This window comes from Micromonospora globbae, from assembly GCF_036184225.1.
In the GTDB taxonomy this organism is placed as follows: Bacteria; Actinomycetota; Actinomycetes; order Mycobacteriales; family Micromonosporaceae; genus Micromonospora; species Micromonospora globbae.
Map to the genome: position 1 here is coordinate 4,556,790 of NZ_CP108084.1, position 23,621 is coordinate 4,580,410.

The window sequence follows — 23,621 nt, forward strand, 5'->3', positions numbered from 1 at the left end:
GCGCGGGACGGTACGAGATCGCTGCCGGCAGCCGGTGCCGCCAGGCACCGGATCGGTCAGCGCAGCGAGGAGGCGAGCCGGCGCAGCTCGTTCTCCCGGGCGTCGCCCACCACGATCACGGTGCGGCCCGGTTCCAGCAGCACGAGCGCCTGCTCGTTCTGCCGGGCGGTGTACCGCTGCCAGCTCCGCCCGTCCAGGTCGGTCTGGCCCTGTGGTTGGGCGCGGTCGCTCAGCTCGGCGGGGATCAGCCGCTCCGCGGGCACGTTGCTCTGCACGAGCTGGGCGCCCTGCCCCTCCGGGGTCACGTAGCCGATCCGCAGCGTCGAGCCCCCCTCCACCTCCTGGTAGCGGGCGTTGACCGTACGCCAGTCGTCACCGAGCCCGGTCGGCTGGCTCACCGGGAAGGCGTTGGCTCCCTGGGCCTGTTCGATCGCCGGGCTGGGGTCGACCTGGGTGGGCTGGTCGCCGCCGAGGAAGCCCCGGTAGAAGGCCAGCAGCAGGGCGATCGGGATCAACAGCACGAGCAGGGAGATCGCCATGTCCTTCGGCGACCGGTCGGACCGGCGGGCGTCGACGGCGGCCGGTGGCGCCGGCGGATCCAGCGACGCCGCCCCGGACGGTTCGGCCACGGTCGAGGGCCGCACGGCGCCCGTCGACTCGACGAGGGCCGGCTGGGCGACGGCGTCCGGGTCGGTCGGCGCCGGATCGACGCGCGCCGGCCCCGCCGCGGACGCGGCGTCGGTCCCGGCCGGCTCGACCCGGGCCGGCCCCGCGGTGGGCGCGGCGTCGGTCTCGCCCGGCTCGCCGGGGCCGGGGTCGCCGGTGGGGAGGCGGTCGGCGGGGACGCGGTCGGCAGGCTGTGCGGGTTCCACCTCGCCATTCTCGCAGCCGCCCCGACCGGCGGTATCCGGGCCATCAGCGCCCCGCCCCAGCGCCCGTTCCGCCATCGTGTGAGGATCAGCGACAAAGCCGGCAGCAGCGGACGTCCGCCGCGCCGGTCCACCCCGCAACGTCGCGAGGAGGAGCCGTCATGACGAACACCAGGACCCGGATCCCGCAGAATCTGGACCGCAACCTCGCCCTCGACCTGGTCCGGGTCACCGAGGCGGCGGCCATGGCCGCCGGCCGGTGGGTCGGCCGCGGCGACAAGGAGGGCGGTGACGGGGCCGCCGTGGACGCCATGCGGAAGCTGATCAACTCGATCCCCATGCGGGGCGTCGTGGTGATCGGCGAGGGCGAGAAGGACAACGCCCCGATGCTCTTCAACGGCGAGGAGGTCGGCGACGGGTCCGGCCCGGAGGTGGACGTCGCGGTCGACCCGATCGACGGCACCACGCTGATGAGCAAGGGCATGCCGAACGCCCTCGCGGTGCTGGCGGTCGCCGAGCGGGGCGCGATGTTCGACCCGAGCGCGGTGTTCTACATGGAGAAGCTCGCCGTCGGCCCGCTGTACGCCGACGTCGTGGACATCGACGCGGGGGTGGCCGAGAACCTGCGCCGGATCGCCCGGGTCAAGGGCACCGACGTCTCCGAGGTGACGGTCTGCGTCCTGGACCGGCCCCGGCACAAGGACCTCGTCAGCCAGATCCGGCGCGCGGGCGCGGGCATCCGGTTCATCTCCGACGGCGACATCGCCGGCGCCATCGCGGCGGCCCGGGGCGAGTCGGACGTCGACGTGCTCATGGGCATCGGCGGCACCCCGGAGGGGATCACCGCCGCCTGCGCCCTCAAGTGCATGGGCGGGATGATGCAGGCGAAGCTCTGGCCCAAGGACGACGAGGAGCGGGAGAAGGCGCTGGCCGCCGGACACGACCTGGACCGCGTCCTGACCACCGACGACCTGGTCACCGGGGACAACTGCTTCTTCGTGGCCACCGGCATCACCTCCGGTGACCTGCTGCGCGGCGTGCGGTACCGGGCCGGGGGCGCGTACACGCAGTCGATCGTGATGCGTTCGAAGAGCGGCACGATCCGGGTGATCGACTCCTACCACCGGCTGGAGAAGCTCGCGCTCTACTCGGCCGTCGACTTCGACGGCCGCCCCCTGGCCGAGCAGGAGTGAGCACCGCCACCACGGACCGCCCCGTCCTGCCGGCGACCAGACGGATCGCGGGGACGGGGCTCGCGATCCTCTCCGGGCTCGCCGTCGCCGTGCAGTCGCGGATCAACGGCGAGTTGGGCGTACGCCTGCACGACGGCTTCGCGGCCGCCGTGATCTCCTTCGGCGTCGGCCTGCTGGTGCTGCTGGTGTTGGTCCCCGCCGCCCCGACCGGGCGGCGGGGGCTGGCCGCCCTGCGCCGGGCGCTGGCCTCCGGCTCACTGCGCCCCTGGCAGTGCCTCGGCGGCGTCTGCGGCGCCTTCCTCGTGGCCACCCAGGGGCTCACCATCGGCACGCTGGGCGTGGCGGTCTTCACGGTGGCGGTCGTGGCCGGCCAGACCGGCAGCGGCCTCGCGGTCGACCGGGCCGGTGTCGGGCCCACCGGCCGGCAGCCGCTCACCGCGCAGCGGCTGGCCGGCGCCGCGCTCACCGTGGTGGCGGTGCTCCTGGCGGTCGGCGACCGGCTCGGCGAGCCGGACGCGCTGGTGCTGGCCGTGCTGCCGCTGCTGGCCGGGGTGGGCATCGCGTGGCAGCAGGCCGTCAACGGGCGCGTACGGGCGGCCGCCGACAGCGCCCTCACCGCCACGCTCGTGAACTTCACCGTCGGCACGGTGACCCTGCTCGTCGCGTTCGCCGTCGACGTCGCCGTACGCGGATGGCCGGCCGGGAGCCTGCCCACCGAGCCCTGGCTGTACGTCGGTGGCCCGATCGGCATCGTGTTCATCGCCCTCGCGGCGGCCATCGTGCGCTTCACGGGCGTCCTGCTGCTCGGCCTGGCGACCATCGCCGGGCAGATCGTGGGTGCCGTCGGGCTGGACATGGCCCTGCCGACGGCGGCCTCGCACCCCGGCCCCACCACGCTGCTCGGCGCCGCGCTCACCCTGGTGGCCGTGCTGGTCGCCGCGCTGGCGCCGCAGCGCTGACGACCGGAACACCGGCCGCCGGAGGGCGGGGTGGCAACCCCGGTGTGCTGGTGGTGGGCCTCGTAGCGGTCGCGCAGACCGCGCCGCCCGCCGGCCCCGACGAGCCGGACCGCCGGCCCGGCCCGTCCGGCGGCCGTCACCTCCGCGGCGCCGCCACCGTCTCGGCCAGCACGTCGTCGGCTCAGCTGCCGTCGGAGGAGTGGCCCGGGAAGAGGTGGGCGGCCGGGTCGATCGCCACGGCCGCGTTGTTGACGGCCGTCGCCGCCTCGCCGAAGCCCGTGGCGATCAGCCGCACCTTGCCCGGGTACTCGGTGATGTCGCCCGCCGCGAACACCCGGGGCAGGTTGGTGGCCATCGTGCTGTCGACCACGATGTGCCGGCGGTCCAGCCGCAGTCCCCACCCGGCGAGCGGGCCGAGGTCGGCGGTGAAGCCGAGCGCCGCGACGACCGTGTCGACCGGCAGGGTCTCGGCGGCACCACCCCGTACCGTGATCTCCGCCGCGCTCACCGTGCCGTCCCCGTGCAGCCGGGTGACCTCGGCGTTGACCACCACCCGGACCGGCAGCGCCAGCACCCGGGCGACGGTGGCGGCGTGGGCGCGGAACTTCTCCCGCCGGTGCACGAGGGTCACCGAGCGGGCCAGCGGTTGCAGCGTGAGGGCCCAGTCGAAGGCGGAGTCGCCGCCGCCGACGATCAGCACGTCCCGGCCGGCGAGTTCGGCCGGCTGGGGTACGAAGTAGACGATCCCGGCGCCGGTGAAGTGTTCGGCGACGGGCAGCGGGCGTGGGGTGAAGCTGCCCAGCCCACCGGTGACGATCACCGCGCCGCAGCGCAGCCGCGCACCGCCGGCGAGGCCGAGCACGGGCCGGTCGTCGGCGTACGAGAGGGTCTCGGCACGGGTGCCGAGCAGGTAGCACGGGTCGAACGGCGCGGCCTGGGCGACGAGGTTCGCCACCAGGTCGCGCCCCTTGATCGACGGGAACCCGGCCACGTCCAGGATCAGCTTCTCGGGGTACATGGCGGTGACCTGGCCGCCCGGTTCCGGCAGCGCGTCGACCACCGCCACCGACAGCCCACGGAAACCGGCGTAGTACGCGGCGAACAGACCGGCCGGACCGGCCCCGATCACGGCGACATCGACCTCGCGCATGGCGTACCGTCGCTTCCCGCTCGCGGATCAACGCGTGCTGATGCCGACGGTAGGGCGGTGGCGGGGCCCGGGCAAGCATGTCCCGCGGATCGCGCGGGGGCGGCCCCCGGCGGGGGCCGGCGCGGGACGTGGCGCGGGCGGCCCGGGCGGTGGCCGGCGCGGGACGCGCGCGGCCCGTCAGGGCATGGGCAGCGTGGACTCCGAGCGGTAGGGGTCGTGGCGGCGGCGCCGGAACAGGATGGCCGCCACGACCCCGCCGAGCAGCCCGAAGAGGTGGCCCTGCCAGGAGATCCGCTCGTCCGTGGGCAGCACGCCGACGAGTTGCCAGCCGTAGAGGAGCCCGACCAGCACGAAGACGGCGAAGTTCCACCAGCTCCGCTCGACGATGCCGCGGGTGAGCAGGATCCCGAGGTACCCGAAGATCACTCCGCTGGCGCCGACCACCACGGAGTTCGGCGAGCCGGTGAACCAGACGCCGAGGCCGCTGACCAGGATGATCAGCAGGGTGGACCAGAGGAAGCGGCGGGCGCCGGCCGCGAGCACGAACGTGCCGAGCAGGATCAGCGGGATGCTGTTGCTGTAGAGGTGGTCGAAGCCGTGGTGCAGGAACGGTGAGAAGAAGACGCCGTCGAGCCCGTCGATGCGCTTCGGGATGATCCCGGCGGTGGCGTCCAGACCGAACGCGAGACCCTGGTCGACGACCTCGACGAGGAAGAGGAACGGGACGACCGCGCACATCGCCACGAAGGCCCGGCCGAGTGCGGCGTAGAACGCCTCGGTGCCGAACCGGTGGGGGTCGCCGCTTCCGGGGAGCAGGGTCACCCTCCAACTGCTATCAGTAAACCCGCCCGACCGCCACTCGCGGCCCGGGCACATCGGGCGGGAACGGGGGCGGGTGGCTCACCCACCCGCCCCCGTCACGGTCCGGATCAGTACCAGCCCTCGGCCTGCGAGTGCGCCCACGCTCCGCAGGGTGTGTCGTACCGGCCCTCGATGTAGCCGAGGCCCCACTTGACCTGGGTGGCCGGGTTGGTCTCCCAGTCGTCGGCCACCGAGCCCATCTTGCTGCCCGGCAGCGCCTGCGGGATGCCGTACGCGCCGGACGAGGAGTTGCGGGCCTTGTGGTTCCAGCCGCTCTCCTTCGTCCAGAGCTTGTCGAGGCAGGGGAACTCCTTGATCGGGAAGCCCGCCTTGATCATCTCCGCGCAACCGATCTTGCGGTTGCCGCTGTACTCCGCGCAGGAGGCGGGGATGGGGCCCTCGTACGGCTTGGTCTCCTGCTTGGCGGCCGCGGCCTCGCGCTCGCGCTCGCGCTTGCGGGACGCCGCCGCCTCCTCGGCGCGGCGGGCCCGCTCCGCGGCCTCCTTGGCGGCCTCCGCGGCCCGCAGCTTGGCCTGGTACTCGGCGGCCCGCTGCCGGGCGGACTGGACCTGGTAGGCGGCCTGGCGCTCGCGCTGGTACTCGTACTCCGCCTGGTCGACCTCCGCGCCGACCTGCGCCGTGAGGCCCTGTTGCTGGGTCTCCCGGTCTTCGCCCAGATAGAAGCCGCCGGCGACGCCCACGGAGAGCAGCGCGACGGCGGCCGTGCGGGCACCCAACCGGCTCCACAGCCGACTCACGAAGTGTCCCTTCGTCGGGGGCAAGGACACGGCGCGGTGCCGGGCCGTGAGGGGCCGGTGCCCGCGCCGTGAGCGCCCCGACCGTCCCCGGCCGCAGCCGGCGTACCGGGTCGTGACGGGAGTGACGAACGATCCCTGACGATCTCTCCGGTGCGCGGGCGCTCGTGGGACACCATCGCGCACAGTGAGGCGGATGGGAAACCAGCGGACACATTTGTGATTTGGGTCACGCCTAAAATCGGGATGAAAACCTACAAAGCGGGCGTCAGTTCGGGATGTCCTCCAGGAGGTCCGTCACCATGGCGGCGATCGGCGACCGCTCCGACCGACTGAGCGTGATGTGCGCGAACAGGGGATGCCCCTTCAACGCCTCGATCACCGCGGTCACCCCGTCGTGCCGCCCGACCCGGAGGTTGTCCCGCTGCGCCACGTCGTGTGTGAGCACGACGCGGGAGCCCTGCCCGATCCGGGACAGCACGGTGAGCAGCACCCCCCGCTCCAGGGACTGCGCCTCGTCGACGATGACGAACGCGTCGTGCAGACTCCGCCCGCGGATGTGGGTCAGCGGGAGCACCTCGAGCAGCCCCCGCGCGGTGACCTCCTCCAGCACGTTCTCGTGCACCACGGCGCCGAGGGTGTCGAAGACCGCCTGCGCCCAGGGCGACATCTTCTCCGACTCGGTCCCGGGGAGATAGCCCAGCTCCTGGCCGCCGACCGCGTACAGGGGGCGGAAGACGACCACCTTCTTGTGGCGGCGGCGCTCCATCACCGCCTCCAACCCAGCGCAGAGGGCCAGGGCGGACTTCCCGGTGCCGGCCCGGCCCCCGAGCGACACGATGCCGATGGACTCGTCGAGCAGCAGATCCAGCGCGATCCGCTGCTCGGCGGAACGGCCGTGCACGCCGAACGCCTCCCGGTCCCCGCGAACCAGCCGTACCGTCTTGTCGGGCAGCACGCGACCGAGGGCCGACCCGCGCGCGGAGTGCAGCACCAGGCCGGTGTGGCAGGGCATGCCGGCGGCCTCGTCCACGTCGAGCGTCTCGCCGGCGTAGAGCCGGCCGATCTGCTCCTCGCCCAGCTCCAGCTCGGCCATCCCCGTCCAGGTGGGGTCGCTGGCCTGGCCGTGCCGGTACTCGTCGGCGCGCAGGCCCACCGAGGCGGCCTTGACCCGCAGCGGCATGTCCTTGCTGACGAGGGTGACGTCCCGTCCCTCGGCGGCGAGGTTCAGCGCCACGGACAGGATGCGGGTGTCGTTGCTCTCGTTCCGGAAGCCGGGCGGCAGCACCCTGTCGTCGGTGTGGTTCAGCTCGACGCGGAGTGTGCCGCCGGCGTCGTTGGCGGGCACCGGCCGGTCCAGCCGGCCATGGCGTACGCGCAGCTCGTCCAGCATGCGCAGCGACTGCCGGGCGAACCAGCCCAGCTCCGGATGGTGCCGCTTGCCCTCCAGCTCGGAGATCACCACGAGGGGCAGCACGACCTCGTGCTCGGCGAAGCGATGGAAGGCCGCCGGGTCCGACAGCAGGACCGACGTGTCCAGGACGAAGGACTGGCCACCTGGTCGGGGCTCCTCGGCGTCGGCCGGCTCGGCGGCGGCCGTGCGGCGGCTCCGGGTGACGCGGCGGGTCGTGGCAGTCGCGGCCGGGGTCTGGTCGGCACCGGCGGTGGTACGGCGAGTCGTCACAGGCCTGCTCCGGCGGATGTGCACCCGGCCATCCGCTGTCCGCCTCCTCCGGCGCCCGGTGACACGGGGTCGGATGCGGGCCCCGTGCGCGAGGTCGCGGGCCGGGCTTGCCGGCTGGCCCGGGAGAACCCCGTGCCATGCCTAGACGCTAGCGGCGAACGGGCATGCCGGCTAGAGGTTCGACGTGGCTCACCGGAGACCGGCGCGTGAACAGCCCGCGGCAGCCGGCGCGATCGGGCACGCCGGCTGCCGAGTCGGGGGGGCGAGCGGCGGAGCCGGCCGGGATGCATGCCCCCTGCGCGCATCCCGGCCGGTGGGACCGCCGTCACCGGTCTGACGTGGCCCCTGACGGTGCGTGCCCGCCGCGGACGACGCACCGCGCCTTCGGTGCCGGCCGGCGGGGCGCCGGGCGGTGCGCCCCGCCGACCGTCTCAACCGGTCCGTCTGACCAGGGTGCCGGTCGGGTGCCGCCCGGTGACCGGAGCGGCCGGCGCCGAGAACGACGAGCCGGTGTAAGTGGTGCCGGGACGGGCCACCGTCCCGCTCACGCGGATGGCGCTCGGCGGGGACGCGGCCAGCGCCGACGCGATGGCGGCCTGGGCGTCGCGGCGTCGCCGGTTCCAGGCGCCGCGGTCGCCGTCGAAGTAGCCCTGGCGGTAGCCGAAGCGGTAGCCGATGCGGTAGCTCAGCTGGCCGTGCAGCCGACCGGCCGCGTAGCTGGCCGCGGCGAGCACCAGCACGAGGAAGATGGCGAGGAACGGGCTCATCGGGCGGCTCCCGGGTGCCGCCGGCGCCGCGTCACCGCTCCTCCGGCTCGGCCGGGGCCGGGTCGGCGAGCAGCCGGTCCAGGTCGTCGGTGCTGACCTCCTCGACCAGCTCGACGGTGATCCGGCAGCCGTCCACGACCACCTCCGCCACCGACGACCGGCGGATCTCACCGCCGGCGTCGTAGACCCGCACGCTCAGCTCCGGGCAGCCGAGATGGGTACGCCAGGCGTTCCACTCGGCGCGGTCGCCGACGCTCAACGAGAGGTAACGGCAGCCCCGGGCGAGGTAGAGCCGCCAGGGGGCGCTCAGGCCGGCGGCGACGCCCTCCGCGATCAGGCCGAAGGCCTGGGCACGCGTCGCGAGTTCGGTCACCGCACCCCCCTCGGACCGGGGGCGTGACGCATGTGAGCACCAATCGTCTCAGGCACGTGACACACCGTAGAATGTCCCATGGGCGTGACAGTATCAGCTTTTCGTCCGTTCGCCGCGACACCTACGGGCATCTATTCTGCCCAGGTGATGCCCCTCAGGAGCGGCGCTGGATCGTTAACCGGGAATCCGAGTTCGCCGTCACGTTCGCGTGACAACAGCGTGCCTGGGATCCCGTCCACGTCGGACTGGTCGTACCGTCACGACGTGACCGAGACGGCCAACGCACGGAAGATCGCCTTCGCCACCTTCGTCCGACGCGCGCTCGACGAGGCGCGGGCAACCCGGGCCTGGAGCGGCACAGAGGTCTCCCGACGCACCGGCGTCTCCCGCCAGACCATCAACCGCTGGGTCCGCGGCGACTGGGCCAGCGACCCGGAGGCCGAACGGGTGGTCGCCTTCTGCGAGGGCCTGGGACTCAACCCGGCCGCCGCGTTCGCCGCCCTCGGCTGGGACCGGACGGCCGGCACTCCCCGCACCAACCAACCCACCCCTCCCATGGACCCCGACGTGGAGGCGCTGTTGCGCCGGCTCGTCGACCCCAACGTGTCGGACGCGGAGAAGTTCCACATCCGGGAAACCATCCGATACCTCGCGTATCGCCCGACCCTCCCCGTGGATGTCCGAAAACGCGGTGAACAGGCCGGGTAGTTCCTCAGATGGCGAAAGAACGGCAGGTCAGACTCATTCGTTTCGCTCCGGGGCAGGAAAGGGCACGCTAGCGTCCCTATTCGTACTGCTTGGGCTCGTCGTCGGCGGGGGACGGGACAAGGCCGAACCCAGCCCTGCGGGACAGAAGGAGGGGTCTGTCCATGACCCTGAAATGGTTGGCAGTCGTGGTGGCCACGGTGTCGGTGACACTGTGCGCCACCGGCAACGTGGTCACACTCGCGGTCGACGGCGGGAACCTTCCCGTGCTCGTCAACCTCTTCGCGCTCACCGCGGCCGGCACCGCCGTCGTCCTGGCCGTGCTCGCGGAGTTGCACGAGCGGCTGAACGACCGCGTCAGCGCGCTCACCGAGTTCCTGGTGGCCCGGCTCAACGAGATCGAGTCGCGCGCCGGTGACCGCAACACCGGGTTCGTGGAGGGTTACCTGCTCAGCCACGGTCAGGAGGCGACGGTCGTGCCGTTCGGACGGCGCGGACGGGAGGCCGCCGAACGCTGATCTCCCACCGGGTCGCACGGTCCCGCTCGGCCACGATTGAGCCGCCGGAGCCGGGGTACGCTGACGCGCGTGCCGCCGTTGAATGTGGGCAACCAGCCGCCGAGGACCCCCGTGAACGCCGACGAGGCGTGGCGGGCGACCGCCGGCCGGGCGTCCGGGACCATCCTCTTCTTCGACTTCGACGGCACGCTCGCGCCGGTGGGGGACGACCCGACCGCGGTGCAGCCCGCGCCGAAGGTGCTGGCCGCCATCGAGGCGCTCGCTCCGCTCGTACGCCGCATCGCCATCGTCTCTGCCCGGCCGGTGGAGTTCCTCCGCGACCGCCTCGGCGGGCTCGCCGGGGTGGACCTCTACGGCCTCTACGGCCTGGAGCACAGCCACTCGGGCGGTGAGACGGTCACCGAACCCGCGGCGCTGCCGTGGGTGCCCACGATGGCCGACCTCGCCGACCTGGCCCGCACCGAGCTTCCCCTGGGCACGCTGGTCGAGTTCAAGCGCCTGTCCGTGGCCCTGCACTGGCGCACCGCGCCGCAGCTCGGCGAGGCGGTGCAGGAGTGGGGGCGCGCCCAGGCCGACCGGCTCGGGCTGCGGGTGCAGGGCGGCCGGATGGTGCTGGAGCTGAAGCCCCCCGTCGACCGGGACAAGGGCATGGTGATCGGCGAGGTGATCCGGGACGCGGGCGCCGCCTGGTACTTCGGCGACGACGTCTCCGACATCAAGGCGTTCACGGCGTTGCGGGCGCGTGCCGCCGCCGATCCGGACTTCCTGGGCGTCTGCGTGGCGGTCGCCAACCCGGAGACCGGGCAGGAGGTGGCCGACGCGGCCGACCTCACGATCGACTCCCCCGCCGCCCTCGGCGACTTCCTCGCCCGGGCCGCCCAACAGCTCCGCTAGCCGGCCTGCCCCTCGGGCGGGTGCGGTCCCGCCGTCAGCCGGGCCGTGGTCGGCGGCCGGCGCGGTCAGGCGCCGTACCGACGCTGGCGGTTGGCGTACGAGCGCAGGGCGCGCAGGAAGTCGATGTGCCGGAAGTCGGGCCAGTTCAGCTCGCAGAAGTAGAACTCGGAGTGCGCCGACTGCCAGAGCATGAAGCCGGAGAGCCGTTGCTCGCCGCTCGTCCGTATCACCAGGTCCGGGTCCGGCTGGCCACGGGTGTAGAGGTGTTCCGCGATGTGCTCGACGTCCAGTTCCTCGGCCAGCTCCTCGAGGGTGCCGCCGGCCGCCGCGTGCTCCAGCAGCAACGAGCGCACCGCGTCGATGATCTCGCGCCGGCCGCCGTAGCCGACCGCGATGTTGACCTCGGCCCCGCCGCTGCGGCCCTGGGTGCGCTCCTCGGCCGCCTTCAGGGCGGCGGCGGTCGACGCGGGGAGCAGGTCGAGCGCGCCGACCATCCGCAGCCGCCACGGATTGCCCTCCTCGGCGAGTTCCACCACCAGATCCTCAATGATCTTGAGGAGCGGGTCGAGCTCGCTGGCCGGGCGCCGGAGGTTGTCGGTCGCCAGCAGGTAGAGGGTGACGTGCTCGATGCCGGCCTGGTCACACCAGCCCAGCACGTGCTTGATCTTGGCGGCGCCGACCCGGTGCCCGTCGTTCGGGTCGACGAAGCCCATCTCCCTGGCCCACCGACGGTTGCCGTCGCACATGACTCCGACGTGCCGGGGCACCGGCTTGCCCACGAGCTTCGCCTTGAGGCGTCGCTCGTACAGGGAGTAGACGAGGTTCCGAAGAGACATCATCTAGCAGCGTAGCGACCGACCGGACGGCTCAACGCCCCGGAGGCTCATCCCGCGCCGGAAGACCGATGCCGATCATCGCGAGGGTGCGCACGTCCAGCCGTCCGTCACCCAACCCCAGCTCGACGATGCTGTGGTAGACCCGGTCGTCCCGCCGGGCCGCCCGGACCGCCGCGTCGACCACCCGCCGGCGCCGGGCCAGCCAGGCGGCCACCGAGCTGTGCCGCAGGTGCCGGCCGAGGCGGCGGCGGAGGGTGTCGGCGTACCGGCGGGCGGCCCGGTCGGGCGACCCGGCCGCCGCGGTGCCGGCCAGCAGACCGGACAGCAGGGCGTAGAAGATCCCCTCCCCGGTGAACGGGTTGACCAGCGAGAGGGCGTCACCGGCCAGCAGCACCCGGCCCCGGCCGGGCGGGGGGCGGTGCGTCGACAGCGGGAGGTGGTGGGCGCGCAGCCCCTCGACCGTGCCCGGGTCGGTGTCCGGCAGCAGCGCGGCCAGCCGGTCGAGCAGGTGCGCCCGGGTCAACGGCTCGCTCCGCAGCACCTCCCCGTACCCGACGTTCGCCCGCCCGTCACCGATCGGGAAGGACCAGGCGTACGCGGGCCAGCGCGCCCCCGAGGTGACGATGAGCTGCTCCGGCGGGCCGGGCAGCGCCGGAGCGTACCCCCGGATGGCCAGCGCGAGGTGCCGGTCCGGGTTCACCGGGTGCCCGAGCGCGCGGCGGACGACGGACCCGGCACCGTCCGCGCCGACGACGACCCGGGCCGCCACCTCGCCGTCGAGCACCACCCGGTCCGCGCGCTGCGCGACGCGGCGGACCGTGTGCCGGCGCAGCTGCGCACCCGCCGCCACCGCCGCGGCCACCAGCCGGGCGTCGAAGACCGTCCGGGGCACGGTGTACGCGGGCCGGGGCAGCCGCCGGGCCACCGCGCCGCCGCCGGGGCCGACCAGCCGCAGCGCCGGCAGGGGCGGGTAGCCGGCGACCGCGTCGGGCACCCCCAGTTCGTCGAGGACGTCCAGCGCGTGTGCGGCGATCCCGTCACCGCACGCCTTGTCCCGCGGGAAGTCGGCCCGGTCGAGCAGGAGCACCCGGGCGCCAGCGCGCCGGGCCGCCAGTGCGGCCGCCGACCCCGCCGGCCCCGCCCCGACCACCACCACGTCGAACTCGTCGTCCACCGTGCCGCCCTCCTCCCGCCCGCCGTCACCCCGGGGCGGCCGGCGTCGCGCGCCGCCCCAGGGTGACCGAGACCACAGCCACATACTGCCCGGTCTCCGCACGCGAGCGCCGGCAGCGCACCGGCACGTCGCCGGGCGGCGTAGGGCGGGATCGCCCGGCGCCTCCCCTGGCGCGCGGCACCGGGCGGGAGGAGCTGGTACCTGGCCGCGCCACGCCGGCTCGCGGCATCCAGTGGTGATGGGGACGCTGTCGAGCTGCCCCACATCCGGGGCAGCTCGACAGCGCCGTCAACAGCGCCGATTCCTGGCCGGTCGCCGGCCCAGAATGATCGCCTCGTCGATCCAGCCGTACGCCGCCCACCGGGCCGGCCCGCACACGACGACGGCCGCCGGACCTCGCGGGTCTCGGCGGCCGTGCCGATCGACGCCCGGCCTGCGGGCGCTCGCGTCTATCGCTGCGGCTGCTCCGCGTCGAGCCGGGCGCGCAGGGCGTCCAGTTCGGCCCAGAGGACGCCGGGCAGCTTGTCACCGAACTTCTCGAACCACTCGGTGACCAGCGGCAGCTCGTTACGCCACTCCTCCGGGTCGACCTTGAGCGCGATCCGGACGTCCTCGGGCGTCATGTCCAGGCCCTCGACGTCCAGCGCGTCCGGCGCGGGCACCATGCCGATCGGGGTCTCGACGGCCTCGGCGCGCCCCTCGATCCGCTCGATGATCCACTTGAGCACGCGGGAGTTCTCGCCGAAGCCCGGCCACAGGAAGTTGCCCTCCGGGTCCTTGCGGAACCAGTTGACGTAGTAGATCCGCGGCAGCTTCGACTCGTCGCCGTTGGCGCCCTTGCCCATCTCGATCCAGTGCCGGAAGTAGTCGCCGGCGTGGTAGCCGATGAAGGGCAGCATCGCCATCGGGTCGCGGCGCACCACGCCGACGGCGCCGGACGCGGCGGCGGTCGTCTCCGACGAGAGCGTCGCACCCATGTAGACGCCGTGCACCCAGTCACGGGCCTCGGTCACCAGCGGGACGGTGTCCCGACGGCGCCCACCGAAGAGGATCGCGTCGATCGGTACGCCGTTCGGGTCGTAGTAGTCCTCGGCGAGGATGGGGCACTGGGTGATCGGCGTGCAGAAGCGGCTGTTCGCGTGCGAGGAGAGGCTGTCGCTCTCCGGCGTCCAGTCGTTGCCCTTCCAGTCGATGAGGTGCGCCGGCGGCTCACCCATCCCCTCCCACCAGATGTCCCCGTCGTCGGTGAGGGCCACGTTGGTGAAGATGGAGTTGCCGCGGTCGAGCGTCCGCATCGCGTTGGCGTTGGTCTTCCAGTCCGTGCCGGGCGCCACGCCGAACAGGCCGTACTCGGGGTTGATGGCGTAGAGCCGGCCGTCCGGGCCGAACCGCATCCAGGCGATGTCGTCGCCGATCGTCTCGACCTTCCAGCCGGGGATGGTCGGCTCCAGCATGGCGAGGTTCGTCTTGCCGCACGCCGACGGGAACGCGCCGGCGATGTGGTAGACCCGCCCCTCCGGAGAGGTGATCTTCAGGATGAGCATGTGCTCGGCGAGCCAGCCCTCGTCCCGCCCCATGACGCTGGCGATCCGCAGCGAGTAGCACTTCTTGCCGAGCAGCGAGTTGCCGCCGTAGCCGGAGCCGTACGACCAGATCTCCCGCGTCTCCGGGAAGTGCGAGATGTACTTGGTCTCGTTGCAGGGCCAGGCCACGTCCTTCTGCCCCGGCGCGAGCGGCGCGCCGATGGAGTGCAGCGCGTGGACGAAGTCCGCGTCGTTCCCCATGGCGTCGAGGATCTTCTTGCCCATCCGGGTCATGATGCGCATCGAGGCGACCACGTACGGGCTGTCCGTAATCTCCACGCCGAACATGGGCTTCTCGGCCTCGACGGGCCCCATGCAGAACGGGATCACGTACATCGTCCGGCCTCGCATCGAACCCCGGTAGAGGTCCGTCATGATGCGCTTCATCTCGGCCGGCGCCATCCAGTTGTTGGTGGGGCCGGCGTCCGCCTCGTCGACCGAGCAGATGAAGGTGCGCTCCTCGACCCGGGCCACGTCAGACGGGTCGGTACGGGCGTAGAAGGAGTTGGGCTTCTTCTCCGGGTTCAGCCGGATCAGCGTGCCGGCCTCCACGAGCTCGTCGGTGAGGCGGCGCCACTCCTCGTCGGAACCGTCCACCCAGACGACCCGGTCGGGCGTCGTCAGTTCTGCGACCTCACGCACCCAGGCGAGCAGTTTCGGATGGGACGTCGGGGCCTGATCGATACCCCGAACAGTAGCCGGAGCAACCATGACACATCTCCTTGTGGTCGACGCTGACCGATGTATGGGATGTACGAGTCTGGGCGGGGCGGGAACCGCTTCGCCTTCGTGGAAACCTGGGATTGGGCTCAGCGTAAACCGGGCAGCCTCCCCAGTCAGTGGGACTGGTTGTGAAGAACTGCACAAGGTACGGCCACGCTGCGGCATCGCGAGCTGATACCCGTTTTTGCGCGCAGTTTCACGCAAATCCTGCGGTGAACCTTCGACGACGCCCGTCGCGCCCGTGTCTCGGCGGCGCCCCGAACCGTGTGACACCCGGAGGCGTACGACTTCCGGGTTTCCATCCCGCGACCGTCGCCGGAGCGACTACGCTGCGTTCATGTCCACCACGGACGCCGCGGGCCCCGCCGATGCCGGCCGCCCGCGCTCGCCGTTGCTACCCGTGCCGCGTGCCACCAGCCGGTAGGCTCGGCGGGTGGCCGCGACGATGACGGGAGAGACTCCGGGCTCCCCACAGACCCGCACGGGTCCGGTCCGCGCACTGGTCGACCGTTTCGGCCATCTGGTCCGGGAGCTGAGCAAGTTCGCCACGGTCGGCGGCGTCGCCTTCCTGATCGACTTCGCGTTGTTCAACTACCTGACGGTGGCGCAGAGCCTGGAGCAGGTGACCGCGAAGACCATCTCCACCGTGATCGCGGCGACCGTGGCGTTCGTCGGCAACCGCTTCTGGACGTGGCGCCACCGCCAGCGCAGCAACCCCGCCCGCGAGTACGCGCTGTTCTTCTTCTTCAACGGCGTGGGCCTCGGCATCGCCGTCGCGTGCCTCGCGATCAGCCGTTACGGGCTGGGTAGCCTCTGGCCGGAGGTGTTCCGCACACCCCTCGCGGACAACATCGCCAGCTTCATCGTGGGCACCGGGCTCGGGACGCTGTTCCGGTTCTGGTCCTATCGACGGTTCGTCTTCCCGGAAGCGGGAACCCCAGCCGTACCGGAAGTGACGTACGACCGAGATCACGGGGCGTGACCTGCCGCCCAGTCCGTTCGGCCGGAACCTGCCGGCCCAAACCACTGCCCTAAGGTGTTCCGCATGCGTCTTGTCCGTCTGCTGCCCGAGCGATGGCAGAAGTTCATCCACGAGGCGCTCAAATTCGGCATCGTCGGTGGCATCAACACCGTCATCAATTACGCCGTGTTCAATGCGCTGGCACTGACCGTTTTCGTCGACGGCCAGCTGAAGGCGACCGTGGTGGCCACGATCGTGGCGACCATCACGTCGTATCTGATGAATCGTCACTGGACGTACCGCGATCGACCGAAATCAGCGATCCGGCGCGAGTACGCCCTGTTCTTCCTCTTCAATGCGACCGGCCTGCTCATCGAGCTGGGCGTGCTGGCGGCCGCCAAGTACGGCCTCGGCGTGACCAGCCTGCTGGCGTTGAACGTCGCCAAGACCGGCGGCGTGCTGCTGGCCACGCTGTTCCGCTTCTGGTCCTACCGGACGTTCGTCTTCCAACCCGCGCCCGCTCCCGCCGAGAAGACCTGGCACAGCATCCCGCGGGACGAGTGGGACACGATGGCCGAGATGGACCCGGTCGCGGAGCTGGCCGAGTCGATCTCAGAGCTGGAGGAAGAAGAGGAGCCGGACGACCAGCCCGGACGCGCCGCGGCCTCGACGAACGGGCATCCTGCGCCGCCGCCGCCGCGCAAGCGCCTCGCTTCGCTGGACCCTCGGCTCGCCAGCGGGGACCTGGACGCCGAACTGGCGGCCGAACTCGCACCGGTCACCCGGCCACGCCCCCGCCGCTGACCCCACCACGCACGTCGAGTGGCGATCGCCCGCCACGGCGTGCGCGACGACAACTCCATGGTCAACGGGCCGCCGGCGGGACGTCAGGCCGTGGGGTCGCGCAGCGGCTTGCCCTCCCGCATGTCGGCGAGGATCTCCCGCATCTCCCCGTCGCCGAGCGAGTGCTTGTCGTGCTGCGCCTCGACCAGCTCGTAGAGCTTCGTCTGCACCTGCCCGACACGCGGCACGTCGACGAGGACGGACTGGCCGCGTTCACCGGCCGACTCGATGGTCAGCGTGCCGCAGCCGAGCAGCCGCTCGACGAACCGCTGGCTCATCGAGTGGTCGTTGACCCGGGTGAGCGGGATGTCCCGCCGGTCCCGGGAGAAGACGCCGTGTTGGAGCAGCACCCGCTCGTTCGTGAAGAGGTAGTGGGTGGTCCGCCAGACCAGGAACGGCCAGAGCGCGAACCACAGCACCGCCACCAGGGCGAGCGCACCGATCACGGCCAGCGCGACGGACCCACCACCGCCGGAGGGGAGCAGGACGACGCCGGCCACCACCGCGGCGACGGCCAGCACCAGCACCACGACCGGCCGGATGAGGGCCTTCCAGTGGGGGTGCAGGTGCAACACGACATGCTCGTCCTCGGTGAGCACGTCCTCGGGGAACGCCACGCGAACCTCCTCGCAGGAACGGACGGGGTGACCGTAACCGGTCACCGCCCGTAGGGCCATCAGCCGCGCGGCCGACCCTCACCCTCCCCGCGATCTTGCACTTCGGGCCCCCTGTTCGCACCCTTTGACCCCTTTCGCCCGGGCACAAACTGCAAGATCGCGGGGAAGGGGGGCGGGGTCAGCGCAGGTGGAGCACGTCGCCCGCCGCGAGGTGTCGTTCACCCTCGGCGGTGTCGACCACGAGCTGCCCGTCCGGGTCCACCCCGGTCGCCGTGCCGGTCAGCTCCCCGCCGCCGGGCAGCAGCACCCGCACCGGACGGTCGATCGTGGCGCAGGCGGCCACGTACGCGTCCCGCAGGCCGCTCGCGACCGCGTCCCCGCCGGCGGCCCGCCAGCGGTCGTACCAGTCGGCCACCGAACGCAGCAGCGCCCGCAGCAGCGGGTCCCGGTCGGTGGCCGCGGCACCGGCCAGTTGCAGCGAGGTGGCCGGCAGGCCCGTCGGGTTCTCCGGCAGCTCGTCGGCGCGGAGCGTCACGTTGAGGCCGATGCCGACGACGACGGCCGGCGGCTGATCCGGGGCCGTGCCGGGCAGCGCCTCGGCGAGCACACCCGCGCACTTGGCGTCGCCGATGAGCAGGTCGTTCGGCCACTTCAGCACGGCCTCCAGCTCGGCCAGGCGGGCCACCGCCTCGACGAGCGCCACGCCGGCCAGCAGCGGCAGCCAGCCGTACGCCGTGGTGGGGACGGCCGCCCAGCCGCGGTCCGCGACGGCCTCCCCGGGCCGGAGCAGGACGCTCGTCGCGATCCCGGCCCGCGGCGGCGACTGCCAGACCCGGCCCCGGCGCCCCCGCCCGGCGGTCTGCCGCTCGGCGACGACCACCAGCCCCTCGGGTTCACCGGCCCGCGCCGCCTCGGCCACGTCGGCGTTGGTCGAGCCGGTCTCCACGCGCAGGTCCAGCCGGGCCCAGGGACCGTAGGGGGCGACCAGCGCCCGTCGCAGCCGCGCCGCCGACAGCGGCGGGCGGTCCAGATCGGTGTACGGGGAGCCCGGCATCCCGCCAGCCTACGGGCCGGACGGCAGCCGGTGGTGAGGTGTACTGCACAGCGTCCCGGTCCTGAACCATCGTTATATTCCCTGGGTGACTACCGACACCGGGACGAACATCCACACCACGGCGGGCAAGCTGGCGGACCTGGAGCGCCGGGTCGACGAGGCGGTGCACGCGGGGTCGGCGCGGGCCGTCGAGAAGCAGCACGCCCGGGGCAAGAAGACCGCCCGGGAACGGATCGAGCTGCTGCTCGACGAGGGCTCCTTCGTCGAGCTGGACGAGCTGGCCCGGCACCGGTCCACGAACTTCGGCCTGGAGCGGACCCGCCCGTACGGCGACGGCGTGGTCACCGGCTACGGCACCGTGGACGGACGGCAGGTCTGCGTCTTCGCCCAGGACTTCACCGTCTTCGGCGGCTCCCTCGGCGAGGTCTTCGGCGAGAAGATCGTCAAGGTGATGGACCTGGCCATGAAGATCGGCTGCCCGGTGATCGGCATCAACGACTCCGGCGGCGCCCGGATCCAGGAGGGCGTGGTCAGCCTCGGCCTCTACGGCGAGATCTTCTTCCGCAACGTCCGCGCCTCCGGGGTCATCCCGCAGATCTCGCTGGTGATGGGGCCCTGCGCGGGTGGGGCCGTCTACTCGCCCGCGGTCACCGACTTCACCGTGATGGTCGACCAGACCTCGCACATGTTCATCACCGGCCCCGACGTCATCAAGACCGTCACCGGCGAGGACGTGGGCATGGAGGAGCTGGGCGGCGCCCGCACCCACAACACCCGCAGCGGCAACGCGCACTACCTCGCCAGCGACGAGGAGGACGCGATCGAGTACGTCAAGGCGCTGCTGTCGTACCTGCCCTCGAACAACCTGGACGAGCCGGTCGTCTACGACACGCCCGCCGAGCTGGACGTCACCGACGCCGACCGGGAGCTGGACACCTTGATCCCGGACTCGGCGAACCAGCCGTACGACATGCACCGCGTCATCGAGCACGTCCTCGACGACGGCGAGTTCCTGGAGGTCCAGCCGCTCTACGCGCAGAACATCGTGGTCGGCTTCGGCCGGGTCGAGGGCCGGCCGGTCGGCGTGGTGGCGAACCAGCCCATGCACTTCGCCGGCACGCTGGACATCGCGGCGTCGGAGAAGGCCGCCCGGTTCGTGCGCACCTGCGACGCGTTCAACATCCCGGTGCTGACCTTCGTGGACGTACCGGGCTTCCTCCCGGGCACCGGGCAGGAGTGGGACGGCATCATCCGCCGGGGCGCGAAGCTCATCTACGCGTACGCCGAGGCCACCGTCCCGAAGGTCACCGTCATCACCCGCAAGGCGTACGGCGGGGCGTACGACGTGATGGGTTCCAAGCACCTCGGCGCGGACCTGAACTTCGCCTGGCCGACCGCGCAGATCGCCGTGATGGGCGCGCAGGGCGCCGTGAACGTCCTGTACCGCTCGGAACTCGCGAACGCCGAGGACCCGGCCGCGCTGCGCGCCGAGAAGATCGCCGAGTACGAGGACACGCTCGCCAACCCGTACGTCGCCGCCGAGCGCGGGTACGTCGACTCGGTCATCCCGCCGCACGAGACGCGCACCCAGATCGTCCGGGCGCTGCGGGTGCTGCGCACCAAGCGCGAGACGCTGCCGCCGAAGAAGCACGGCAACATCCCGCTGTAGGTGGTGTGGAGGGCCCCCGCCACCGGGTGGCGGGGCCCCTCGCGCTGTGCGGGCTCACGTCCCGGCGCGGCGGTCGGCCGGGCGCACGAGCGCGACGGTCGGCCGGGCGCAGGAGCGCGGCGGTCGGCCGGGCCCGACGCCCGGGTTCACGGCCCGGCTCAGCAGCCCGGGTTGGCGGCCAGGCACATCCGGCGCGCCGCGACCCCGGCGAGCTGGATCAGTTCCGCCTCGGTGCCCTGCTTGAGGAACAGGACGGTGATCAGATCGCCGACCCGCACGACGGCCGTGTCGGTCGGCGCCGACGCATCGCCGACCGTCCTGCCGGTCGCCACGTCGCGCGGCGGTGACACGGAGTGGCGGAGCACGGCGGCGTCGTCCCCGGCGAAGCCCCGCCGGACGACCTGCCACCGGTGCACGGCCTCCGCCGTGCCGGTCCGCCCCTTCGCCTCGTACGGTCCGCGGCTGCGCCACTGCGCGCAGGGAGCGAGCATGGCGTCGAGGTCGGTGAAGAAGGTACGGGCCTCCTCCGGCGTCAGCCGGTAGACCTCCTGCACCACCAGGATGTCGGAGAGCCGGTTCTCGCCGCCCCCGGGGCGCTCCCGCAGCAGCGCCTGGGACCGCGACAGCCCCGCGGTCACGAGACTCGCGGGCAGCCCCTGGTCCGTCCGGCACGCGGTCAACTGGGACGAGACCACGACGTCGCCACCGAGGCCGGACTCGCTGAGTTCGACAGTGGTCCGCTGCGGCAGGTCGGCCGACTGCAGCAGCGCGTCCGGGGTGATCTCGGTACGAGGCGGCACGCCGGGAGTGGCGGAGGCGGCGGCCGGCGGCGCCGGGGCGGGGCCGGGGGCGACGAACGCGACCGCGGACCCGCCGGCCAGGGCCAGCAGCACGGTCGCGACCAGCACGTTCCGCCGGGTACGCCGCCGCGCCACGGCCCGGATCTCCTCGGGCGGCGGCCAGCGCACGTCCCGCAGCTCCCGCCGCACCCGTTCGACGAACCTCAGGTCGTCACGCATCAGCGGCCTCCTCCAGGTCAGAGACGGCGAGCAGCCCGGCGAGCGCGGCGCGCCCGCGGGAGAGTCGGGCCTTGACCGTGCCGACCGGGGCGTCGGTCTCCCGGGCGACCTCGGCGACCGGCATGCCGAGCAGGTAGTAGAGCGCGAGGGCGGTCCGCTGCTCCTCGGGCAGGCGGCGCAGGGCGGCCACCACCTCGACGGTCTCGGTGCCCGGCGGCGGGACGGTCTCGGTGGCACCGTGCCGCAGGTACGCGCGGGCGCGGCTGCGCAGGCTCCGCCAGCGGCTCACCGCGATCCGCGTGGCCACCACCCGCACCCACGCCTCCGGGTCGTCGTATCCGCTCACCGTCGACCAGCGCTGCCAGGCCCGGATGTACGCCTCCTGCACGGCGTCCTGCGCCTCGGCGAGGTTGCCGGTGAGCACGAAGACGAAGCCGAGCAGCCGTTGCCGGCTGCCCTGGTAGAACTCGTCGAACCCGTCGACGTCCGGCACCTGGTTACCTCCCCCGTGGCGGTCGCAGGGGACACGCGTGGGGCGGTGCCGGCGGTTGCCCGCTCACCCGAGCATTTTCGCCGCCCGGCGCCCGCGACCCGGCGCCCGGCGCCCCCGGCCCGGCGCCCGGCGCGCGCCCGCGGCGCGCCGCCCGTGCACCCTGCCCGCCCCGCTCCTGCGTCAGGCGGTGAGGGGGTTGTCGCGCAGCAGGGGGTCGGCGAGAAGCGTGGCGCCGACGGCCAGCACGGCGAGGTTGACCAGGGCGAAGACGGTGACCCAGAAGAACGCCGGGAACGGGGTGAGCCCGGCGAGCTGGTCGGCGTCCGAGGCGGGCATCCGGCCCCGGGAGCGCAGCCGCTGCAGCTCGACCACGGGCCGTATCCCCCCGAGCAGGAGGAACCACACCCCGGTGTACGCGAACGCGGCCTGCACCTGCGGCGAGGCGTACCACGAGACGGCGAGCACCACCCCGCCGGTGACCAGCAGCGACACCACGCCGAACGCGTTGCGGACCATCACGAGCATGGCGAGCAGCAGCAAGACGGCCACCCACAGCAGCAGCGTGATGCGGTTGCCGCCGAGCAGCCAGGCACCGGCCAGGCCGATCAGCGGCGGGGCGACGTATCCGGCGAGCAGGGTGAGGACCATGCCGAGCCCGGTGGGTCGCCCGGCGGAGAGGGTGAGCCCCGAGGTGTCCGAGTGCAGCCGGATGCCCCGCAATCTGCGGCCGGAGAGCAGGGCCACCAGCGCGTGCCCGCCCTCGTGGGCGATGGTGATGGCGTTGCGGGCGATCCGCCACGGCAGGCGGGTGGAGACCACCACGAGCGCCACGACCCCGGTCACCACGACCAGCAGCGGCGGGGGGTCGGGCTGCGCGCCGAACAGCCGGTCCCACAGGTCGGTCAGCCCGTCGAACGACACCATGGGGCGCGAGCCTACCGGCACGTCGAGGCGAAGACCGACTCCGTGACCCAGCGTGGTACGCCGGGCACGGGCCGTCCAGCGTACGGCCGTCCACCCCACCGCCAATGAAAGTTTCTTTTGATCCCCTTGCGATCTTGGGTGATTACCTCCAAAGATTTCCATCAATCGATAGGCCCCTTGGAGGCACCCATGTCCCGTACCAGATCACCACTGCGTCGGTTCCTCGCGGCCGGCCTCACCGTCGTCGCCACCGCGGCCGCCGCGCTCGTCGCCACCGCCGTCCCGGCCGCCGCCGCCACCGTGGCGGGCATCGACGTCTCCCGCTACCAGGGCAGCATCAACTGGACCAGCGTCCGCAACGCCGGCATCGAGTTCGCCTTCATCAAGGCCACCGAGGGCACGAGCTACAAGGACCCGAACTTCAACGCCAACTACACGAACGCCTACTACGCCGGCGTCATCCGCGGGGCGTACCACTTCGCCCGCCCGAACATCTCCTCCGGCGCCGTCCAGGCCAACTACCTCGCCTCCAACGGCGGGGCCTGGTCGGCGGACAGCCGTACCCTTCCCGCGGCCCTGGACCTGGAGGCCAACCCCTACAGCGGCGGCTACTGCTACGGCCTCAGCACCACCGCCATGCGCAACTGGGTGCAGGACTTCCTCAACACCTACCGGTCGCGCACCGGCCGCTACGCCGTCATCTACACCACCACGAGCTTCTGGAACCAGTGCACCGGCAGCTGGACCGGGCCGTGGGGCAACCACCCGCTGTGGCTCGCCCGCTGGGCCAGCACGCCCGGCACCCTGCCCGCCGGCGCGCCGTTCTGGAGCTTCTGGCAGTACACGAGCAGCGGCAGCGTTCCCGGCATCAGCGGCGCCGTCGACCGCAACTACTGGAACGGTGACCGCTCCCGGCTGATCGCGCTGGCCAACAACACGGCCTGATCCGCCGATCCGCCTGGGGAGGCAGGTGGCGGCAGCGCGGACCTGTTCCGGC

At 72.7% G+C, this 23,621-nt stretch carries 24 protein-coding genes; 9 read left to right on the forward strand and 15 right to left on the reverse strand.

From position 1 onward, the window contains the following. Positions 1-56: 56 nt before the first annotated feature. Positions 57-872, reverse strand: coding sequence for a DUF4245 domain-containing protein (locus tag OG994_RS20375; RefSeq protein WP_328850650.1), 816 nt, complete (start codon positions 870-872; stop codon positions 57-59). A 158-nt stretch (positions 873-1,030) separates the two neighbouring features. Between OG994_RS20375 and glpX the strand changes: the two genes are divergently transcribed. Both glpX and OG994_RS20385 read left to right on the forward strand, forming a co-directional pair. Further along, positions 1,031-2,062 carry a class II fructose-bisphosphatase gene (gene glpX, locus OG994_RS20380; protein WP_120327654.1) on the forward strand — a complete coding sequence of 344 codons (1,032 nt, stop codon included), beginning with the start codon at positions 1,031-1,033 and terminating at the stop codon, positions 2,060-2,062. Positions 2,063-2,088: 26 nt separating this feature from the next. Next, positions 2,089-3,021: a DMT family transporter gene (locus OG994_RS20385; RefSeq protein ID WP_328853756.1), complete on the forward strand. Its 933-nt coding sequence runs from the start codon at positions 2,089-2,091 to the stop codon at positions 3,019-3,021. 181 nt (positions 3,022-3,202) lie between these two features. Here OG994_RS20385 and OG994_RS20390 read toward each other — a convergent pair whose 3' ends face one another. The 6 genes from OG994_RS20390 to OG994_RS20415 all read right to left on the reverse strand — a co-directional run bounded on the left by OG994_RS20390 (position 3,203) and on the right by OG994_RS20415 (position 8,611). Continuing rightward, a complete protein-coding gene (locus OG994_RS20390) occupies positions 3,203-4,171 on the reverse strand; it encodes an NAD(P)/FAD-dependent oxidoreductase (RefSeq protein ID WP_328850651.1) in 969 nt (322 codons plus the stop codon). Between the two features lie 177 nt (positions 4,172-4,348). After that, positions 4,349-4,993, reverse strand: coding sequence for a rhomboid family intramembrane serine protease (locus OG994_RS20395; RefSeq protein WP_120327652.1), 645 nt, complete (start codon positions 4,991-4,993; stop codon positions 4,349-4,351). A gap of 107 nt (positions 4,994-5,100) precedes the next feature. Next, positions 5,101-5,790 (reverse strand): aggregation-promoting factor C-terminal-like domain-containing protein, encoded by a 690-nt coding sequence (locus OG994_RS20400; RefSeq protein WP_192902094.1) that lies wholly within the window; start codon positions 5,788-5,790, stop codon positions 5,101-5,103. 265 nt (positions 5,791-6,055) lie between these two features. After that, on the reverse strand, positions 6,056-7,471 hold the full coding sequence (locus OG994_RS20405; protein WP_120327650.1) for a PhoH family protein: 1,416 nt from the start codon (positions 7,469-7,471) through the stop codon (positions 6,056-6,058). Between the two features lie 431 nt (positions 7,472-7,902). Then, a complete protein-coding gene (locus tag OG994_RS20410; RefSeq protein ID WP_120327649.1) occupies positions 7,903-8,238 on the reverse strand; it encodes a hypothetical protein in 336 nt (111 codons plus the stop codon). 31 nt (positions 8,239-8,269) lie between these two features. Beyond that, complete coding sequence (locus OG994_RS20415; protein WP_120327648.1) at positions 8,270-8,611, reverse strand: hypothetical protein; 342 nt, start codon at positions 8,609-8,611, stop codon at positions 8,270-8,272. Between the two features lie 264 nt (positions 8,612-8,875). Here OG994_RS20415 and OG994_RS20420 point away from each other — a divergent pair, with 264 nt between their 5' ends. From OG994_RS20420 to otsB, 3 genes are all read left to right on the forward strand, one after another. Next, entirely contained in the window at positions 8,876-9,319 is a 444-nt protein-coding gene (locus tag OG994_RS20420) for an XRE family transcriptional regulator (RefSeq protein ID WP_120327647.1), read from the forward strand. Positions 9,320-9,480: 161 nt separating this feature from the next. After that, a complete protein-coding gene (locus tag OG994_RS20425; RefSeq protein WP_120327646.1) occupies positions 9,481-9,834 on the forward strand; it encodes a hypothetical protein in 354 nt (117 codons plus the stop codon). A 69-nt stretch (positions 9,835-9,903) separates the two neighbouring features. Then, entirely contained in the window at positions 9,904-10,728 is an 825-nt protein-coding gene (gene otsB / locus OG994_RS20430; RefSeq protein WP_328850653.1) for a trehalose-phosphatase, read from the forward strand. Positions 10,729-10,793: 65 nt separating this feature from the next. On the opposite strand, the gene OG994_RS20435 is transcribed toward otsB, so the two are convergent. The 3 genes from OG994_RS20435 to OG994_RS20445 all read right to left on the reverse strand — a co-directional run bounded on the left by OG994_RS20435 (position 10,794) and on the right by OG994_RS20445 (position 15,032). Further along, positions 10,794-11,564, reverse strand: a complete 771-nt coding sequence (locus OG994_RS20435; protein WP_120327768.1) for an isoprenyl transferase — start codon at positions 11,562-11,564, stop codon at positions 10,794-10,796. Between the two features lie 31 nt (positions 11,565-11,595). After that, positions 11,596-12,738, reverse strand: a complete 1,143-nt coding sequence (locus OG994_RS20440; RefSeq protein WP_328850654.1) for a geranylgeranyl reductase family protein — start codon at positions 12,736-12,738, stop codon at positions 11,596-11,598. Positions 12,739-13,187: 449 nt separating this feature from the next. Next, positions 13,188-15,032, reverse strand: coding sequence for a phosphoenolpyruvate carboxykinase (GTP) (locus OG994_RS20445; RefSeq protein WP_120327643.1), 1,845 nt, complete (start codon positions 15,030-15,032; stop codon positions 13,188-13,190). 457 nt (positions 15,033-15,489) lie between these two features. Between OG994_RS20445 and OG994_RS20455 the strand changes: the two genes are divergently transcribed. Then, positions 15,490-16,026: a GtrA family protein gene (locus OG994_RS20455; protein ID WP_328853757.1), complete on the forward strand. Its 537-nt coding sequence runs from the start codon at positions 15,490-15,492 to the stop codon at positions 16,024-16,026. Positions 16,027-16,089: 63 nt separating this feature from the next. Further along, positions 16,090-16,809 (forward strand): GtrA family protein, encoded by a 720-nt coding sequence (locus tag OG994_RS20460; RefSeq protein ID WP_328850655.1) that lies wholly within the window; start codon positions 16,090-16,092, stop codon positions 16,807-16,809. A gap of 83 nt (positions 16,810-16,892) precedes the next feature. On the opposite strand, the gene OG994_RS20465 is transcribed toward OG994_RS20460, so the two are convergent. Together OG994_RS20465 and OG994_RS20470 are read right to left on the reverse strand one after the other, a co-directional pair. Further along, a complete protein-coding gene (locus OG994_RS20465; protein WP_120327641.1) occupies positions 16,893-17,465 on the reverse strand; it encodes a PH domain-containing protein in 573 nt (190 codons plus the stop codon). Between the two features lie 178 nt (positions 17,466-17,643). Then, positions 17,644-18,519: a biotin--[acetyl-CoA-carboxylase] ligase gene (locus tag OG994_RS20470; RefSeq protein ID WP_328850656.1), complete on the reverse strand. Its 876-nt coding sequence runs from the start codon at positions 18,517-18,519 to the stop codon at positions 17,644-17,646. Between the two features lie 85 nt (positions 18,520-18,604). On the opposite strand from OG994_RS20470, the gene OG994_RS20475 reads away from it, so the two are divergent. Beyond that, positions 18,605-20,188: an acyl-CoA carboxylase subunit beta gene (locus tag OG994_RS20475; RefSeq protein ID WP_328850657.1), complete on the forward strand. Its 1,584-nt coding sequence runs from the start codon at positions 18,605-18,607 to the stop codon at positions 20,186-20,188. 158 nt (positions 20,189-20,346) lie between these two features. On the opposite strand, the gene OG994_RS20480 is transcribed toward OG994_RS20475, so the two are convergent. The 3 genes from OG994_RS20480 to OG994_RS20490 all read right to left on the reverse strand — a co-directional run bounded on the left by OG994_RS20480 (position 20,347) and on the right by OG994_RS20490 (position 22,624). After that, positions 20,347-21,207 carry a hypothetical protein gene (locus OG994_RS20480; protein WP_328850658.1) on the reverse strand — a complete coding sequence of 287 codons (861 nt, stop codon included), beginning with the start codon at positions 21,205-21,207 and terminating at the stop codon, positions 20,347-20,349. Beyond that, complete coding sequence (locus OG994_RS20485; RefSeq protein ID WP_120327637.1) at positions 21,200-21,700, reverse strand: SigE family RNA polymerase sigma factor; 501 nt, start codon at positions 21,698-21,700, stop codon at positions 21,200-21,202. Before OG994_RS20485 ends, OG994_RS20480 begins: the two co-directional genes overlap by 8 nt. Positions 21,701-21,880: 180 nt before the next feature. Further along, positions 21,881-22,624, reverse strand: coding sequence for a M50 family metallopeptidase (locus tag OG994_RS20490; protein WP_328850659.1), 744 nt, complete (start codon positions 22,622-22,624; stop codon positions 21,881-21,883). Between the two features lie 189 nt (positions 22,625-22,813). Here OG994_RS20490 and OG994_RS20495 point away from each other — a divergent pair, with 189 nt between their 5' ends. Continuing rightward, entirely contained in the window at positions 22,814-23,569 is a 756-nt protein-coding gene (locus tag OG994_RS20495; RefSeq protein ID WP_120327635.1) for a GH25 family lysozyme, read from the forward strand. Positions 23,570-23,621: the final 52 nt, after the last annotated feature.

What these genes read in the sequence shown, in the direction of transcription:
- glpX (WP_120327654.1), top strand. Translation starts at nt 1,031, where the DNA reads ATGACGAACACCAGGACCCGGATCCCGCAGAATCTGGACCGCAACCTC.
- OG994_RS20390 (WP_328850651.1), bottom strand. Translation starts at nt 4,171, where the DNA reads ATGCGCGAGGTCGATGTCGCCGTGATCGGGGCCGGTCCGGCCGGTCTG.
- OG994_RS20410 (WP_120327649.1), bottom strand. Translation starts at nt 8,238, where the DNA reads ATGAGCCCGTTCCTCGCCATCTTCCTCGTGCTGGTGCTCGCCGCGGCC.
- OG994_RS20425 (WP_120327646.1), top strand. Translation starts at nt 9,481, where the DNA reads ATGACCCTGAAATGGTTGGCAGTCGTGGTGGCCACGGTGTCGGTGACA.
- OG994_RS20435 (WP_120327768.1), bottom strand. Translation starts at nt 11,564, where the DNA reads ATGTCTCTTCGGAACCTCGTCTACTCCCTGTACGAGCGACGCCTCAAG.
- OG994_RS20445 (WP_120327643.1), bottom strand. Translation starts at nt 15,032, where the DNA reads ATGGTTGCTCCGGCTACTGTTCGGGGTATCGATCAGGCCCCGACGTCC.
- OG994_RS20455 (WP_328853757.1), top strand. Translation starts at nt 15,490, where the DNA reads ATGACGGGAGAGACTCCGGGCTCCCCACAGACCCGCACGGGTCCGGTC.
- OG994_RS20460 (WP_328850655.1), top strand. Translation starts at nt 16,090, where the DNA reads ATGCGTCTTGTCCGTCTGCTGCCCGAGCGATGGCAGAAGTTCATCCAC.
- OG994_RS20470 (WP_328850656.1), bottom strand. Translation starts at nt 18,519, where the DNA reads ATGCCGGGCTCCCCGTACACCGATCTGGACCGCCCGCCGCTGTCGGCG.
- OG994_RS20480 (WP_328850658.1), bottom strand. Translation starts at nt 21,207, where the DNA reads ATGCGTGACGACCTGAGGTTCGTCGAACGGGTGCGGCGGGAGCTGCGG.
- OG994_RS20490 (WP_328850659.1), bottom strand. Translation starts at nt 22,624, where the DNA reads ATGGTGTCGTTCGACGGGCTGACCGACCTGTGGGACCGGCTGTTCGGC.
- OG994_RS20495 (WP_120327635.1), top strand. Translation starts at nt 22,814, where the DNA reads ATGTCCCGTACCAGATCACCACTGCGTCGGTTCCTCGCGGCCGGCCTC.